Origin of the sequence: Methylobacterium planeticum, assembly GCF_008806345.1 — a bacterium.
Classification (GTDB): Bacteria; Pseudomonadota; Alphaproteobacteria; order Rhizobiales; family Beijerinckiaceae; genus Methylobacterium; species Methylobacterium planeticum.
Genome location: NZ_VZZJ01000005.1, coordinates 245,082 through 261,182 on the forward strand (window position 1 = coordinate 245,082; position 16,101 = coordinate 261,182).

15 protein-coding genes are annotated in these 16,101 nt (G+C 74.7%); 4 read left to right on the forward strand and 11 right to left on the reverse strand.

Translation table 11 applies throughout. The features are described from left to right. The first annotated feature begins 266 nt into the window (after positions 1–266). The gene (locus F6X51_RS08540) at positions 267–1,082 is read left to right on the forward strand and encodes a cobalamin-binding protein (RefSeq protein ID WP_150962797.1); all 816 of its coding nucleotides are present in this window, start codon (positions 267–269) and stop codon (positions 1,080–1,082) included. Positions 1,083–1,103: 21 nt separating this feature from the next. Here F6X51_RS08540 and F6X51_RS08545 read toward each other — a convergent pair whose 3' ends face one another. From F6X51_RS08545 to F6X51_RS08555, 3 genes are all read right to left on the reverse strand, one after another. After that, a complete protein-coding gene (locus tag F6X51_RS08545; protein WP_150962798.1) occupies positions 1,104–2,369 on the reverse strand; it encodes a lytic murein transglycosylase in 1,266 nt (421 codons plus the stop codon). Between the two features lie 198 nt (positions 2,370–2,567). Next, on the reverse strand, positions 2,568–2,819 hold the full coding sequence (locus F6X51_RS08550; protein ID WP_150962799.1) for a hypothetical protein: 252 nt from the start codon (positions 2,817–2,819) through the stop codon (positions 2,568–2,570). 67 nt (positions 2,820–2,886) lie between these two features. Next, positions 2,887–3,180: a hypothetical protein gene (locus tag F6X51_RS08555; RefSeq protein WP_150962800.1), complete on the reverse strand. Its 294-nt coding sequence runs from the start codon at positions 3,178–3,180 to the stop codon at positions 2,887–2,889. Between the two features lie 625 nt (positions 3,181–3,805). Between F6X51_RS08555 and F6X51_RS08560 the strand changes: the two genes are divergently transcribed. Further along, a complete protein-coding gene (locus F6X51_RS08560; RefSeq protein WP_150962801.1) occupies positions 3,806–4,054 on the forward strand; it encodes a hypothetical protein in 249 nt (82 codons plus the stop codon). Positions 4,055–4,114: 60 nt separating this feature from the next. Here F6X51_RS08560 and F6X51_RS08565 read toward each other — a convergent pair whose 3' ends face one another. Then, complete coding sequence (locus tag F6X51_RS08565) at positions 4,115–5,485, reverse strand: TadE/TadG family type IV pilus assembly protein (RefSeq protein WP_150962891.1); 1,371 nt, start codon at positions 5,483–5,485, stop codon at positions 4,115–4,117. Positions 5,486–5,877: 392 nt separating this feature from the next. On the opposite strand from F6X51_RS08565, the gene F6X51_RS08570 reads away from it, so the two are divergent. Together F6X51_RS08570 and F6X51_RS08575 are read left to right on the forward strand one after the other, a co-directional pair. Then, positions 5,878–6,603 carry a TadE/TadG family type IV pilus assembly protein gene (locus F6X51_RS08570; protein ID WP_246696694.1) on the forward strand — a complete coding sequence of 242 codons (726 nt, stop codon included), beginning with the start codon at positions 5,878–5,880 and terminating at the stop codon, positions 6,601–6,603. Continuing rightward, positions 6,600–7,187 (forward strand): TadE/TadG family type IV pilus assembly protein, encoded by a 588-nt coding sequence (locus tag F6X51_RS08575; RefSeq protein ID WP_246696695.1) that lies wholly within the window; start codon positions 6,600–6,602, stop codon positions 7,185–7,187. Before F6X51_RS08570 ends, F6X51_RS08575 begins: the two co-directional genes overlap by 4 nt. Before the next feature lie 40 nt (positions 7,188–7,227). On the opposite strand, the gene F6X51_RS08580 is transcribed toward F6X51_RS08575, so the two are convergent. The 7 genes from F6X51_RS08580 to larC form a co-directional block, all read right to left on the reverse strand. Next, positions 7,228–9,951, reverse strand: a complete 2,724-nt coding sequence (locus tag F6X51_RS08580) for a hybrid sensor histidine kinase/response regulator (protein ID WP_150962803.1) — start codon at positions 9,949–9,951, stop codon at positions 7,228–7,230. Positions 9,952–9,994: 43 nt separating this feature from the next. Continuing rightward, the gene (locus F6X51_RS08585) at positions 9,995–11,041 is read right to left on the reverse strand and encodes an HD-GYP domain-containing protein (protein ID WP_150962804.1); all 1,047 of its coding nucleotides are present in this window, start codon (positions 11,039–11,041) and stop codon (positions 9,995–9,997) included. A gap of 116 nt (positions 11,042–11,157) precedes the next feature. After that, positions 11,158–11,742, reverse strand: coding sequence for a HupE/UreJ family protein (locus F6X51_RS08590; protein WP_150962805.1), 585 nt, complete (start codon positions 11,740–11,742; stop codon positions 11,158–11,160). Between the two features lie 59 nt (positions 11,743–11,801). Then, positions 11,802–12,911, reverse strand: coding sequence for an aldo/keto reductase (locus F6X51_RS08595; RefSeq protein WP_150962806.1), 1,110 nt, complete (start codon positions 12,909–12,911; stop codon positions 11,802–11,804). A 57-nt stretch (positions 12,912–12,968) separates the two neighbouring features. Further along, positions 12,969–13,670 (reverse strand): nickel pincer cofactor biosynthesis protein LarB, encoded by a 702-nt coding sequence (larB, locus tag F6X51_RS08600; RefSeq protein ID WP_150962807.1) that lies wholly within the window; start codon positions 13,668–13,670, stop codon positions 12,969–12,971. Then, complete coding sequence (locus tag F6X51_RS08605) at positions 13,667–14,554, reverse strand: adenine nucleotide alpha-hydrolase family protein (protein ID WP_407658482.1); 888 nt, start codon at positions 14,552–14,554, stop codon at positions 13,667–13,669. The genes larB and F6X51_RS08605 overlap by 4 nt, the downstream gene beginning before the upstream one ends. Further along, positions 14,551–15,921: a nickel pincer cofactor biosynthesis protein LarC gene (larC, locus tag F6X51_RS08610; protein ID WP_150962808.1), complete on the reverse strand. Its 1,371-nt coding sequence runs from the start codon at positions 15,919–15,921 to the stop codon at positions 14,551–14,553. Before larC ends, F6X51_RS08605 begins: the two co-directional genes overlap by 4 nt. Positions 15,922–16,101: the final 180 nt, after the last annotated feature.

The window sequence follows — 16,101 nt, forward strand, 5'->3', positions numbered from 1 at the left end:
AGGACTTGGCAGGAATTGGCAGGGCTTGGCGGGAATTGGCAGGGCTTGGCGGGAATTGGCAGGGCTTGGAGCGATGTCCTGGATCGAGGGCTCGGAGCGGGCCCGCTCGCGGCCCGCCGGGGCGGTTTCGGCCGGGCCGGCTATCCGGGCGGGCGCCGGTGCCGTAGGCTGGCGCCGGACACGGGAGCCCGGACGATCGACCATGACAGGACGCCTGCCGGCCCCTCTCGCCCGCGCCCGGCCGCGGGCCGCCTGAGCCCGGGCCCGTGCGCCGATTCCCGCCGGAGCGGATCGTCTGCCTGACCGAGGAGACGGTCGAGACCCTCTACCTCCTCGGCGAGCAGGACCGCATCGTCGGCGTCTCCGGCTACGCCGTGCGCCCGCCCCGGGTCCGGCGCGAGAAGCCCCGGGTCTCGGCCTTCACCAGCGCCGACCTGCCGAAGATCCTGCGGCTCGCCCCCGACCTCGTCCTCGCCTTCTCGGACCTGCAGGCCGGGATCGCGGCCGATCTCGCGCGGGCGGGCATCGCCGTCCACCTGTTCAACCAGCGCGACGTTGCGGGCATCCTGGCGATGATCCGCACCCTCGGGGCCCTGGTCGGCGCGGGCGCGCGCGCCGAGGCGCTGGCCCGGGGCTACGCGGCGCGCCTCGCCGCGGTCGCCGAGGGGGCGCGGGGCCGGCCGCGGACCCGGGTCTATGTCGAGGAATGGGACGAGCCCCTGATCTCGGGGATCGGCTGGGTGTCGGAGCTCGTCGGCATCGCGGGCGGCGCGGACGTGTTTCCGGACCGGGCCGGCCAGCCGGCCGCCCAGGACCGGATCGTGGCGTCCGAGGCGGTCGTGGCGGCGGCGCCCGAGCTGATCCTCGCCTCCTGGTGCGGCAAGCGGGTCGTCCCCGCCCGGATCGCGGCGCGGCCGGGCTGGGACGCGATCCCGGCGGTGGCGGGGGGCCGGATCGTCGAGATCAAGTCGTCCCTGATCCTGCAGCCCGGGCCTGCGGCCCTGACCGACGGGCTCGACGCCATCCTGCTGGCCCTCGGCCGCGACCCGGCGCCGTTCAGGGCCCCGCAGGACGCGGGCTGACGCAAGCCAGCAGGGTGGGGCTCAGCGCTCGGCCCCGATCCGCTCGAGCAGGGACGCGTCCGCGTAGCCGTCCGGGACGAGCCCGGCGGAGGCCTGGTAGGCGCGGATGGCCGCGCGCGTCTTCGGGCCGATCTTGCCGTCGACGCCGCCGACCGGAAAGCCGCGCCCGGCGAGGTGCGCCTGGATCTGGCGCCGCTCCTCGGTGCTGAGGGGCCGGTCCCCCCGCGGCCAGGCCTGCGCGAAGGCCGGCTCCCCGCGCACACGGTCGGACAGGTGCGCGACGCTCAACGCGTAGGCGAGGGCGGTGTTGTAGCGCAGGATCGCCCGAAAGTTCGGCAGGAGCAGGAAGGCGGGCCCCCGCGCGCCCGCGGGCAGGACCAGCACGGCGCCCCCTGGCGCCTCCGGCGCGGCGGCCGGCCCGGCGGGGCGCAGGCCGAGCTTGAGCCAGTCCGCGACGCTGCGCTCGGTCACCTCGTCGGCGAGCGCGTAGTCGAATCCTTCGGGGAGGCGGACCTCGAAGCCCCAGCCCTCGCCCGGGCGCCAGCCCGAGACCTTGAGGTAGTTCGCCGTCGACGCGAGGGCGTCGGGGACCGAGCCCCAGATATCGCGCCGGCCGTCGCCGTCGAAATCGACCGCGTGCTGCAGGTAGGTCGTCGGCATGAACTGGGTGTGGCCCATCGCGCCGGCCCAGGAGCCGGTCATGCGCTCGGGCGCGATCCGGCCCTCGTCGAGGATCTGCAGGGCCCCGAGGAGCTCGTCGCGCCAGTAGGCGGGCCGCTCCGCATCGCCGCAGGCCAGGGTCGCGAGGGCGCGCACGACCGGACGGACGATCGTGGGATCCTCCAGCACCGTGCCGTAGGTCGATTCGACGCCCCAGATCCCCACCAGGATGTGGCGGTCGACGCCGTAGGCCGCCTCGATCCGGGCGAGGACGGGCTCCCATTCGGCGAGCTTCGCCTGGCCCTGCGCGACGCGCGCGGGCGTGACGGTGGCGTCGAGGTAATCCCAGATCGGCCTGACGAACTCGGCCTGGTTGCGCGCGGGCGCGAGGATCCCGGGATCGGGCGAGAGGGCGTCGAGCTGACCGGAGACGGTCGCCGGCGAGATCCCCCGGGCCTGCGCCAGCGGCGCGACCTCCCCGAGGCAGCGCCGGAAGGCCGCTTCATCCGGCGCGGCGGCGTCCGGGGGCGGCGTCTGCGCGCGGACCGGCGCCGCCCCGAGCCCCGCGACCGCGAGGGTGAGGAGCAGGCGGGCGCGTCGGCGATGACGCCGGGGAATGGGCCGCATGGATGAGCCTTCGGGCAGGGTTCGGACCCGCGCGAGCCTAGTCACCTGCGCCAAGAGACACCAGAACCGGACACCAGAACCGGACCCGGACCCGGACCCGGACCCGGACCCGGACCCGGCGGCCGGCAGAGGGGCGCCGCGCAAGCGAAACGGGCCGCCGGGGGGACCGACGGCCCGTCCAGGCGGGACGCCCAAGGGTCAGTTGCGCGGCAGGTCGTTGGCCGGGCCGCCCGCGTGCGGCCCGGAATAGCGGTAGGCCGGCGCGGTCCAGGGGCGCTCGACGGGCTGCGCCGCGGCCCTCGGGATCAGCGCGGCGGCCGGTCCCCCGGCATGGGCCCCGGAATAGCGGTAGGCCGGGTCCGTCCCGGCGGCCATCGCCGAGGTTGCCGCCAAGGTCGCCGCCGAGGTTGCGGCGACGACGACGAGGGCGGAAAGCAGACGATCGATCATGAGAACCTCCTGTCTTGCGGATGCGCGACTTGCGGGTGCCTGACTTGCGGGTGCCTGACTTGCGGGATCAGTCGGCGAAGGGCTCGCCGCGGGCGCCGTAGCGGTGGCTGTTCGGCGCGTAGGCGCCGTGGCCGCCGCGGACCGAACCCGTGGTCAGGGTGTCGTAGGTGCCGGGCACCCCGACCGAGCGGACCGCCGCCTGATCGGCGTTGCGGAAGCCGGCGCGGCCCTCGAGGCCGCCGGGCGCCGCGGCGGCCGGGATGCCGGCGGGCGCGGTGTAGCTCTGCGCAAGAGCCGGGGAGGCCAGGGCACCGGCGCTCAAGACGACGGCAACCAGGGCGGAAGCAAGACGAGTGTTCATAACGGTATCCGATCGAGTGTCGCGGTCTCCGTCAGAGGGCGGCTGGCCGTGAGTTCTTGTGTGATGCCGATGTAGTCCTCCGCTCAACTGAACGTCGTGCCGTTTGGCACATCGGGACGCGGCGGCGATGCCGGGGTGCCGGGCGCGCGGATCGGCAAGGCCCGGGCTTGCGGGCGAGCCGGACGCGGTGGCGCGCCCGGAACCATCGGGCGGCCCGCCGCAGGGTCCGGCTGGGGGCTTCCCGGATCAGGGGCAGGGCAGGGCAGGGCAGGGCGTGGCGCGAACCTGGCAGCCGATCGACACCGCGCCGGACCGGGAGGGCGCCGGGGCGCTGCTGTTCGAGGGCCGGGACGCGTTCGTCGGGATGCTGACCCGCACCGGCCGGCACGGCCGGCGGCGCCTCTGGACCGGCGCCGCCCCGTGCCCTGGGAGGGCGGGAAGCCGACCCACGGGATGTTCCTGCCGGATTCTCCGGACCCCGCGGCGGCCTCCCCGGGCGCTCGACCCGCGTCGCGGCGGGATCGCGCCCGGCCGGTCCGGCTACGGCCAAGCTAACCCATTCTCGTCGCGATCCCTTGATCTACCCGGCGCGCCCGGACTGGCCGGGCTGTGTGGAGTTGATCCCTTGCTGGCACGTATCGCCCTCGCCCTTCTCGCCACCACGGCCGGCGCCCTCGCGGCCCCGAGCGCCGCGACGGGGCCCGACCGCGCCGCCCTGAAGCAGTACTGCACGGGCGATTACCTGACCTATTGCGGCGACCTCGCCCCCGACAGCCCCGAGGTCCATGCCTGCTTCAAGCAGAACAAGGCCAAGCTCAGCCCGAACTGCCAATCCGCCATCACGGGCTACATGAAGGCCCAGAGGAAGGGCTGATCGCGGCCCCGCCCGCGGGACCCGGAGCGAGGATCCCGAGCGGGATGCGGGCCCGGCGCCTCACTGCGTCAGGAGCAGGCGGCCGCTCACCGGCCCGACCCCCTTCGGCACCGGCACGCTCGTGGCCTCGTAATTGGCGTTGAGGTAGAGGTTCGGCCCCTCGTAGAGGTTGACCTGCTGGGCCACCACGACCGTGTAGGCGGACTGGTCCGCCACGGGCCGCGTCGCGTCGATGACGAGGCGGCCGGCCGGGAGGTAGATCGTCCCCAGCATGGTCCGGGCGTTGTCGCTGATGATGCGGTAGGTCCGCACCGGCTTCGTCAGCCCGAGCGCCGGCGGCGTCGGCGAGATGATGTCGCCGAGGAGCGCCTCGACCAGCGAGGTCGGGTCGACCGGCGCCGTGACGGTGCGATCCTCCGCCATCAGCAGCCCCGCCATCACGCCCGTGGTGGGGGCCGTCAGGCTGATGGTGGTCTTCTTGTCGAAGACGAGCCCGCCCCGGTTGCCCGTGAAGTAGAAGGCGACGTCCGCCCCCGTCAGGGTGGCCTTCTTGTCCACGATCAGCGGGCCGTCCCGCATGACGTAGATGCCGGATTTCAGCGTGACGACCGCGTCCTTGGTGATGTGCAGCCCGCCGCAATAGGTGCCGGGCTCGAGCGTGGTGTTGAAGTCGATCTTGGCCCCGCCGGCGGGCAGCAGGTCGAGGGGGAACGGCGGCTTCGCGCAAGTGCCGATCGGCGGGGCCGGCCGGTCCTTCAGGGGATCCTGGATCACCGGGCAATCGGTCTGGGGCGTCGGCGAGAAGTTCGCCCGCGCCCCGTCGAAGCCGCCGGCGGAGCAGATCGTCTGGGCCTTCGCCATGGCGTTGTTCTGGCCCATCATGCCGCGGGCGCTCGAGGAGTTCGAGTAGAGCGCGCAATCGTTGGCGGTGACCTGGGCGTTCTTCTGGAGCGCGAAGGCGGCCGGCGCGCCGCTGTCGAGGGTGAGCATGCAGAGCCGCATCCGCCCGACGACGTTCGCGCGGGCCTTCACCGCGATGGGGGCCTTCGGCAGGCCCACATAGGCCCCGAAGGCGAGGGTGAACTGCTCCTCGGCCGTGGCGAGGACGCTGGTCTTGTCGTCGGAGACCGTGACCTGGATCGTCAGGGGCCGGTCGTCCGGCGCATGCGCCTCCGTGCGGATCGTCTGCGTCGTCAGCCCGATGATGGCGTCCGCGTTCGGCATGGCGAGCTTCAGCGCGTTGCCGCCCGCGAGGGCGCCCGCATCGACCGCGCTCTGCAGCTGGTTCCGCCGCGCGGTGAGGCGGGCGTAGTCCGTGCCCCCGCCCATCAGGCCGATCAGCACCATCGCGCTCAGGCCGAAGATGAGCGCGATCGAGCCGCGGCGGTCCGCCCCGAAGGCCCGCAGCCGGGCGGCGAGCCGGAGCCGCATCGCGGCGATCGGGCGGGCGGGGGGCGTCGGGCTCGCTGGCGTCGGGTTCACGCGACCACGTCTCTCGTCGGGCGGTTCCTGCGCGCCGCGGTCCTGGCCAGGCTGTCGGCCGGAGTCTCGGCGCCGTTCGAGCGAGCTTAGGGCCGGTGCGTTAACGGCTCCCGCGCCCGATGCGCCCCGGCGGGCTCGCGCGGTGCCGCCGGCCGGATTCCGCGTCGTTCCGGTAAAGGAGCGGTTACGGGCGGCGGCGCGCAATCATCCGTTAAGGAGGATCGCGAGAACCCGCAGGCGGGCCGCCGCATTCCGCGCGCCTCCAAACGATCTTTCAACCGCCCGAGGTCTAGCGTCTCCCTTCGCGGATCGCGGCGCGACCGCGTTCGGACCGGACGATCATGAGCGCGGAGATGCGGGGCGGCAGCGGGACATCGCGACGAGACCCGCACCCCGGCCGCCGCGGGCGCGTCGCCGCGTCCTGGCGCATCGCCGCGTCCTGGCGCGTCGCCGCGTCCTGGCGCGTCGCCGCGTCCTGGCGCGTCGCCGCGTCCTGGCGCGTCGCCGCGTGCTGGCGCGTCGCCGCGTGCTGGCGCGGCCTCGCGGGCGATCGTCGCGGTGCCACGGCGGTGGAGTTCGCGCTCCTGGCGGTCCCGTTCCTCGGCCTGCTCTGCGTCATCGTCGAGGCCACCTTCCTGCTCCTCTCGCAGCAGACCCTCGACGGCGCCGTCGACCGGGCCGTGCGCGGCCTGCGCACGGGCGCGTTCCAGGACGCCGCGGACGGGACGGAGCCGACCGAGCGGATGCGCCGGCTGATGTGCCGGAACGGCGCCGTGTTCTTCCGGTGCGACGACCTGCGCCTCGACGTGCGGCGCTCCGCCGGCTTCGCGGCGGCGCAGCCGGCGGAGCCCTACGACACCACCAAGAAGGACTGGGTCGTCGGCTTCGGCACGCGGTTCGATTGCCCCTCCGGCGGCGACGTCATCGCCCTGCGGGCCGCCGTGCCGGTGATGCGGCCGTTCAGCACCCTCGACTTCAGCGGCCAGACCATGGCGGGGGGGCGCCAGCTCCTGACCACCACGATGATCTTCCGGGCCGAGCCCTATGCGGGGAAGTCGTGCACGTGACGTCCCGGCTGCGGCGCTTCGCGGCCGCCCGGGAGGGCGTGTCGGCGGTCGAGTTCGGGCTGATCGCCCCGAGCCTGATCCTGATGTTCATGGCCGCGATCGACATCCCCCGCGCCTACACCACCGGCCGGCGCCTCGCCCTCTCGACGGGCGCGATGGCGGACCTGATCTCGCGCGGCGATTTCGGCACGCTGGCGGACGTCTACGCGGCCGCCCGGACGATCGCGGCGCCCTACGACGTGGGTTCGGCCAGCATCGTGCTGACGGCGGCGGGCGTCTACGAGACCCCGGGCGGCTTCATCGCCAGGGCCTGCTCGAGCGCCGCGCAGAACGACCAGGCGCGCATCCCCGGCACCGCGATGCCGGGCGTCCCGGCCGGCATGGGGACGAACGGGGCCCGCTACGTCGTGGCCGAGGTGAAGATGCGCTACCGGGCGATCTTCACGATCTTCCCCGCCCTCAACGGCTGGCAATTCACCTACACGAAGGTCTGGCCCGTGCGCGAGGGCGTGCGCGTCAACGGCCAGGAGGAGGTCGTGCTGCCGGGCGGCGAGCCCTGTCCGGCCCTCCCGCCGGGCGCCTGACCGGAGCCTCCGCGGGATCCCCGCCGCCGGAGACGGCGCCTCAGGCCGCGCGCCGCGTCTCGAAATGGCGCCGGAGCGCCGCATGGCTGTCGGCCAGGAGGGGCCGCAGGCGCGACACGGTGCCGGCCTCCGGGCAGAGCCCGTCGACGCGGGCCTGCTGCTCGATCCGGGCGAGCTCCTGCGCCAGCGCGCCCGCGCCGACATTGACGCTCATCGACTTGAGGCCGTGCGCCGCGCTCGCGACCGCGGGGACGTCGCCGGTCGCGAGCGCGGCCTCGAGGCCGTCGAGGGCCGCCGGCCCGTGCTCGCCGAAGAGGCGCAGGAGGCGCTCGATGAAGGGCATGCCGGCCTGCTCGGCGATCTCGGTGAGGCTCGCGAGGGTGCCCGGGTCGAGGAGGCGGGGGACCGCCCCTGCGGGCAGCACCGGCCCTGCACCCGGCTGCGGGGCCGGGTGACCCGGCTGCGCCGCTTGGGCGACGCTCCCCGCGCGATGCGGCAGCGTCGCCGCGAGGATGCGCGCCAGGTCCGCGAGGGTGAAGGGTTTCACCAGCACCCCGTCCATCCCGGCCGCCTGCCAGGCATCGGCCGCCGTGCCGATGACGTGGGCGGTGAGCGCGACGACCGGGACCCGCGCGGTGCCCGCCCGCACCTCCTCGGCGCGGATCGCCCGGGTGGCGGCGAACCCGTCGAGGACCGGCATGCTGCCGTCCATCAGGACGAGGTCGAAGCCGCCCCCGCGCGCGGCCTCGACCGCCTCCCGGCCGTTCTCCACGAGGACGATCTCGGTGACGCCGCACCGGTTCAGGGCCTCCGCCGCGACCTCGCGGTTGACCACGTTGTCGTCGGCGACGAGCACCCGCGCGCCGGGGAACCGCGGCAGGTCGGCGCCGGCCCCGGCCGGCTGCGCCGGGGCCGCGAAGGGGGTCCCGCCCGCGAGGGCGGCCAGCGCCGGGCGCCACTCGGCCTGGACCAGGGGCCAGCGCAGCACCTCGTCGGCGAGGCCGGCGCGCAGGACCTCCTGGCCGCTCGGGTCACCCATCGGCGCGACGGCGAGCACGCGGCGGGCCCCGCCGGGGCGCGCGCCGCGCCGCATCAGCGCGTCGGCGGGGAGGATCCAGTGCTCCGCCTCCGGGCCCGGCGCGAAGCCGGCCGCGCGCAGGCCCGCCTCGGCCACGGCGGCGGTCGCGCTGCCGAGGCCCTCGATCCGGACGGCGGCGGAGACCGCCGGGTCCCGGCGGATCGCCTCCGGCATCGCCAGGACCTCGACGGGCAGGCGGATCCAGAAGGTCGAGCCGCGGCCGGGCTCGCTCGCCACCCCGATCTCGCCCCCCATCGCGGCGACGAGCGACTGCGCGATCGAGAGGCCGAGGCCGGTGCCGCCGAAGCGGCGGGTGGTGGATTGGTCGGCCTGCGAGAAGGCCGAGAAGATCGTCGGCAGGGTCTCGGCCGGGATGCCGATCCCGGTGTCGGCGACGCTCAGCTCGATCACGCGGCCCGCCTCGCGCGCGCCGACCCGGATCAGGACGTGGCCCGCCTCGGTGAACTTGAGGGCGTTGTTGACGAAGTTCCCGAGGATCTGGCCGAGGCGGACCGGGTCGCCCAGGAAGGCCCTCGGCACGCCCGATCCGATCTCGGCCGCGAGATCGAGCCCCTTGGCCCGGGCGCGCTCCCCGAACAGGGTCACGACCGTGTCGGTGACCTCCGCGGTCGTGACCGGGATACGCTCCAGCTCGAGCTTGCCGGCCTCCACCTTCGCGAAGTCGAGGATGTCGTTGATGATGGCGAGCAGGCTCTGCCCCGAGCGGGCGATCACCTCGGCGTAGCGGCGCTGGCGCTGGGGCAGGTCGGCGGCGGCCAGGAGCTCGGCCATGACCAGCAGGCCGTTCATCGGCGTGCGGATCTCGTGGCTCATCGTCGCCAGGAAGGTGGATTTCGCGGCGTTGGCCGCCTCGGCCACCTGCTTGGCCTCGCTCAGGTCGGCGGTGCGGTCGCTGACCTCCTGCTCCAGGGTGGCGCGGTGGGCGGCCAGGGCCTGGTCGCGGGTCCGCACGGCGCCGAGGAGCCCGTTGAAGGTGGTGGCGAGCGCCCCGACCTCGTCGTTCGTCGTGACGGGGGCGAGGGTGGCGTAATCGTGGTTCGCCCGCACCGCGTTCATGGTCTCGGTCAGGGCGATGAGGGGGCGCGTCAGGGTCTTCTGGAGGCGCCAGGAGACCAGGAGCCCGACGAGGAGCGCGAGGCTCGCCGCGACCGCCGCGTTGCCGAGCACCCGCAGCAGGCTCGCCGACAGGTCGGCCGTCTCCGCGATCACCGTGACGCGGCCGACCTCGCGGGCGCCCGAGATCACCGGCACGCTGAGGCGGACGGTCCGGGTCAGCGCGAGGTCGAGGGCCGAGACGCCCTCCCGGCGGTCGAGGTCGACATCGTCCGAGAGGCGCAGGCCGAGGCCCTGCTCGGCCAGGAGCGAGCCGTCCGGCAGGACGAGGGCGGCGTAGACGAGGTTGGGCTGGCCGGCGATCGCCCGGAGGGCGGCCTCGACGGGCAACGGGTCGCGGGCGGCCGCCGCCTTGGCGCTGGCGCTGGCGAAGACCGTCGCGAGGGCGTGGAGCGCCGCGCGCTTGTCGGCGGCGTAGCGGTCGAGCTCGTTCCAGACGCTGAGCCCGGTGCCGACCGAGAGCGCGATCAGGACGGCCGCGACGACCGCCCGGCCGAGCCGCCGGGCGAGCGAGCGGTGGGGCGTCGTGCCCGCGCGGTTGATCCCTGCCATCGGCCCAGCCCTCGAACGGCCCATCGGTCCCTCGCGGCCGCTCTCAGGCCGCCTCGCTGGCCGGCCGGGCCACCCGCGCGGCGACCTCCGGCCAGCGGCTCAGGAAGGCCTCCACGACGGCGGCGTCGAAGTGCCGGCCGGCCTCGGCGACGAGATGCGCGCGCGCCGCGTCGAGGGACCAGGCCTTCTTGTAGGGGCGCTCGGTCGTGAGGGCGTCGAACACGTCCGCGACGGCGACGATGCGGCCCGAGAGCGGGATCGCCTGGCCGCTGAGCCGGTGGGGGTAGCCGGTCCCGTCCCAGCGCTCGTGATGGCTCCCCGCGATCTCGGCCGCGAGGCGGGCGATGGAGGAGGCGCTGCTCTCCAGGATGCGCTGTCCCCGCTCGGCGTGGCGCTCCATCTCGGAGCGCTCGTCCGCCGTCAGGGGGCCGGGCTTGAGCAGGATCGAATCCGGCACCGCGATCTTGCCGACATCGTGCATCGTCGAGGCGAGGCTGAGCTGGCGGCATTCCGCGGCGGGGAACCCGAGCGCCTCGGCGATCAGCCCCACATAGGCGGCGACGCGCGCGATGTGGTTGCCCGTGTCGGTGTCGCGATGCTCGGCGGCGCGCATCAGCAGCATGATGATCTCGCGCTCGCGCGCCTCGATCGTGGCGACGGCGGCCGCGACCTCCCGCGCCAGCTCGGCGGCGTGGTTCCGCTGATCCCGGTAGGCCCGGCTCAGGGCCAGCAGGTTGGAGACCCGCGCGCGGATCTCGACCGGATCGCAGGGCTTCGTCAGGAAATCCGTCGCGCCGGCCTCCAGGGCCTCGCGCCGGAGGCTGCGCTGATCGATGCTCGTCACCATCACGAAGGGCACGTGGGCGAGGCCCGGGATCCGCCGCGCGGCCTGGATGAAGGCGACCCCGTTCATGAGCGGCATGTCGTAATCGGTGATGACGACGCCGATCTCGTGCGCGCAGGTTTCCGCGAAGGCGAGCGCGTCGGCCGGCCGGGTGAAGTCGTGCGGCACGCAGCCCGGGATCGGCCGGAGGGCCTCGACCATCAGCAGGTTGTTCAGCTCACCATCGTCGAGGACGAGCGCACGCATGGCAGACCTCATTCCGGGCATCGCTCCCCGGATCAGGCTCTGCCCGAAAAACCTTGCGAAATGGTTCGGCGCGTCCCGCGCGGGATCGGCCGCGCAGGATCAGCCGCCGCGGCCGCTCAGGACCGGGCCGCGCCGGACCCGATGCCGGGGTTGAGCCCCCGCGCGCGGCCGATGAGCAGGCCGAGCCCGAGACCCGCGAGGTGCAGCAGCCCGGTCGCGGCCAGGAAGCCGAGACCATAGGCGAGGCCCGAGGCCGTCTCCGGCATCTCGACCCCGTGGGCGTAGCCGTGGAACACCGCGAAGGCGCCGAGGAGGGCGGCCAGGAGGGCGACCGGCAGGCCGCGGCCGAGGATGGCGAGCAGCCCGAAGGCGACCAGGGAGGCGAGGATGCCGACCTCGGCGAAGGGCAGCGCCAGGCCCGCCATGCCGGCGCCGGCGCCCAGGGCCATCATGGCCGGGAAGACGAGCGGCAGCAGCCACAGGGCCCGCCCGCCGCGCAGCGCCGCGATGAGCCCGACCGCCACCATGGCGGCGACGTGATCGAGCCCGGCGAGGGGGTGGGCGAGGCCGGCCGCGAGGCCCAGGGCCTCGCCGTGGCCGGGATGGGCCAGGGCCGCACCGGGCGTCAGGAGCGCGAGCCCGAGGATTCCGGTGACCGGATTCAGGCGGCGGGCAGTGGACGAGGGAGACGGCGTGGGCATGGTCGGACGGGCTCCAGCGGGGGACGGGTCGGGCGACGGCTCGAACGGCCTCGCGAATCTCATTCCATCGTCGGGGCGAGCTTCTGCACCCCCGGCACGTCCTCGCCGAGCCAGGCCGCGTTCTTGGCCGTGCCGTCGAAGGTGGCGCTCGTCTTGAACAGCTCGTACTTGCCCTGCTCGGCATAGGGCCGGCTGCGCTCGAGGAGCTCGGCGACCGCGGCCTTGTCCATCGGCCTGAAGGTCTTCACCGCCTCGAAGGCCTGGTCGAGGTCGCGCTGGTTCTGGATCCCGGTGATCACCGCCGCGGTCGGCAGGTTGAGGGAGAAGTGCAGGTACTCCAGCGGCTTGATCGGGGCGTCGCTCTTCAGGATGACGCCGTCGCCGAAGGTCTTCATGCCGAGCGCCGCGATGCCGTGCTGGACGAGGTAGGGCAGCACGAGGTGGCCGAAGCTGCGGAAATGCGCATCCATCACGTTGAGGGGCATCTGCACGGAATCGAAGTGGAACCCGCGCTCGGCCGCCACCTCCAGCATCTGCAGGTGGATGCGCGGATCCTTGTGCCCGGTGAAGCCGATATGGCGCAGCTTGCCCGCCTGCTTCGCCTCCGCGAACGCCTCCATGGCCCCCCCTTCGGCGAAGACCCGGTCGGGGTCGTCGTAGCGCAGGATCTCGTGGTGCTGGACGAGGTCGATCCGGTCGGTGCGCAGGCGCCTGAGCGATTCGTCGATCTGACGCATCGCCTCCTGCTTCGTCCGCCCGTCCATCTTGGACATCAGGAAGACCTTGTCCCGGTAGCCGCCCTGGCTCAGGGCCGCGCCCATGCGCAGCTCCGAGCGGCCCTCGTTGTAGTCCCAGCAATTGTCCATGAAGGTGATGCCGCGCTCGATCCCGGCATGGATCAGCCGCGTCGCCTCCGCGTCCGAGACGGCGCTCTTGCCGAGATGGAACCCGCCCATGCCGATCGCCGAGATCCTCTCCGGGTGCCGGCCGAAGGGGCGGTAGAGCATCTCGCCCCGGCGCTCGCCCGGATCGGTGAGGAGGGGCAGGTCGGCGGGGTCGCGCGGCCGGGTCGGCGGCAGGCCGGGGGCGGTCACGGCCGCGCCCGCGCCGCTCGTGGCAGCGAGGCCGGCGCCGAGGGCGGCGCCCTGAAGGAAGCTGCGGCGTTCCATGATGGTCTCCGTGTTGCGGGCCGGGATGTCGGTGCGGGGGCGGAGCGGCGCGCCATCTCAGGCCGTCTCCCCGGGGCGCGCCGGGTCGGGCGCGAGGGCGCGGGCGGCGTGCAGCAGCCGCATCGCCGCGCAGGCCGCGCCGTAGCCGTTGTCGATGTTGACGACGGTGAGGCCCGGCGCGCAGCTCGCCAGGATGGCGTCGAGCGCCGTCCGGCCGCCCTCCGCGACCCCGTAGCCGACGGAGGTCGGCACCGCGATGATGGCGCTCGCGACGAGGCCGCCGACGACGCTCGGGAGCGCCGCATCCATGCCGGCCGCCACGATCAGCACCGGATGGGCCCGGATCTCCGCGAGGCGCCGGGTCAGCCGCCACAGGCCGGCGACCCCGACATCGGCGAACAGCGTCGTGGCGTGCCCCTGATGCGCCAGGGTGCGCTCGGCCTCCCGCGCCACGGCGATGTCCGAGGTGCCGGCCGCCACGATCCCGATGCGCGCCGGGCCCCGCACCGGCCGGGGCCGGCCGAAGATCGCGGTGCGCGAGACCGCGCAATAGTCGAGGCGCGCCCGGTGCCGGTCGGCGAGCGCCGCGTGCTTCCCGGGCTCGAGGCGCGTGAGGAGCATCGCGGCCTCCCGGACCGCGGCGGCGTCGAGGATCGCGTCGATCTGGGCGGGCGACTTGCCGGCGGCGTAGACCGCCTCCTCCAGGCCGATCCGCTCGGGCCGGGCGAAATCGAGCACGAACTCGTCGGCGACGCTCATCCGGGCACCCTCGCGGCCACGCCCCCGCGCGCTGGCAGGCGGTCCGGCAGGCGGTCCGTCAGGAAGGCGCTGCCGGTGCGGTAGGCCGCAAAGCCCACCGGCCCCCGGGCGAGGCCGGCCGGCGCCGCGGCGCGGATGCGCGCCTCGAGGCGGCCGCGCATCGCCCCGTCGAGGGCCGCGAGGCTCCGGGGGTCGAGCTCGACCACGATGCCGGCGGCGCGCACGCGGCAGCGCACGGCGCGCTGCGCCCCGGGACTTCCGGCCGCCAGGCTGTCGGTGACGAGGCGCTCGACGGCGTGGATGAAGGCCAGGGTCTCGGGCTCGATCCGGATGCCGGTCTCGACCCGGCTCGACAGGCAGGGAGCGGAGGGCAGCTCCGCCACCGCGCCGAGGCCGAGGTCGCGCGCCAGGGCGCGCACCGCGGCCTTGTCGAGCCCCGCCTCCACGTAGGGGTGGCGCACGCCGTGCGCGCGGGCCGCGTCGAGGCCGGGGCGGTACTCGCCGAGGTCGTCGAGGTTGGCGCCCGAGACCATCGGGCGGTCGGTCACGGCGCGGATCGTGCCGTAGAGGTTGGTCTTGCAGAAGAAGCAGCGGTCGACCGGGTTCGCCCGGTAGCTCGGATCGGCGAACTCCCCGGCCTCGACCACCCGCAGGGACCAGCCGGCGCGCAGGGCCTCGGCCCGGACCCGCTCGGTCGCCTCGCCGGGCACGGCGGGGGAGGCCGCGTGGACCATGAGGGCGCGGCCGGGGCCGAGCACCCGCCGGGCCAGGGCCGCGAGGGTCAGGCTGTCGACGCCGCCGCTGACCGCGACCGCCAGGGGGCCGATCCCGGCGATGACGGCCTCGAGGGCGTCGCGGGTGTTCTGGGGATTCATGCCGCTCATGCCTCGCGCTCGTCTGCCTCGCGCTCGTCGGCGGGCCCGCCCCGCAGGGCGCGCCGCTCGGCCTCGCGGCGCAGGGCCACGCGCGCCGCGTGGCCCTCCCGCGGCAGGGCGTCGTCGGCCTCCGCCTTGGCGGTGCGGCCGCCGGGCCGCTCGACGATCTTGACCCGCACGGGATGGGCCCCGACCGCGACGGTGGTGTGGGTCCGGGGCAGGGCGGCGCCCGAGACGATGCGGTGGCGCAGGCCGATCGTGGTGGTCTCGCGGAAGCAGGCCAGGATGGCCGCCTCGAGGGCCTCCGCCCGGGCGAGCGCCCGCACATGGGTCATCATCCGCCCCTTCTTGCCGAAGACCGGCATCTGGACCACGTCGAACACGTCGGGGTGCCCGCGCAGGCGGTCGAGGCCCATGGCGAGGTCCTCGCCCGACTGGTCGTCCACCTCGAACTCGATCACCCCGAGGTCGCGGTGCGCGCCGTGGCGCGGCGCGGAGGCCGGCGCGGCCTCCTCGAAGGCGAGGGCGCGCAGGCAATTGCTCAGGCCCGGCAGCACCTTGGTGCCGAAGCCGATCCCCGACCGGAGGAGGACGCGCGGGGCCGCCGCGCGCGCCGGCGCGACCTCCCGCAGGTGGCGCAGGATCGCGGCGCCCGTCGGCGTCACGCGCTCGCCCGGAACCCCGTCGTCGATCGTGGCGAAGCCCTCGATCAGCAGGCTGGTGGCGGGTGCCGGGACCGGGAGGGGACCGTGCTGCGTGCGCACCCGCCCGGACCCGAGGGGGAGGGCGGACACGCTCCAGGCATCGGCGCCGAGGGCGGCGATCAGGTGGGCCGCCGCGACGATGTCGGCGATCGAGTCCCAGGCGCCGACCTCGTGGAACGCCACCGCCTCGACCGCGATGCCGTGAACCCGCGCCTCGGCCCGGGCCAGATGCGTGAAGATGCCGAGGGCGTGGGTCCGGATGGCGGGCGCGAGGTCGGCCCGCTGCAGCGCATCCCGGATCTGCGACCAGGGCCGGTGGCCGTGGGCTTGCCCATGCGCTTGCCCGTGCGCTTGCCCGTGCCCTCGCCCTTGCCCTTGCTCCTGCGGCTGGCCGGGTTCGTGGGCCGGGTCTCCGGAACGATCGCCGTGCCGGTGCCAGTGGTCGTGCGGGTGCCCCTGAGAGGCGCCACCGCCCGCGCCCCGGTCCGCCACGACGAAGCGGCGCCCCTGCAGGATGCCGTCGTTGTGCCCCGCGAGCTCGCAGGCGACGCCGGGCAGGGCGGTCCGCACGCTGGCGAGCACGCCCGCCTCGTGCTCCGGAAAGGCATCGAGGAGCGCGGCGACGAACATGTCGCCGGCCGCGCCGCCGAGCGCATCGAGGTGGATCTGCATTCCGTCCGCGTTCGCGACCAAGTCAGGTTCAGGGCGAACGCGACATCGTCCGGAAAGGTCCCGGGGCAAGCGCGGGACATCGGGACGGAAGGCCGCAGAGGACCGAACCCGGGACCGCTCGATTGCGAAGGGTCGGATTCGCGCGCCGTTAACGCCGGGTCCCTACGGTCGCCCCGACGG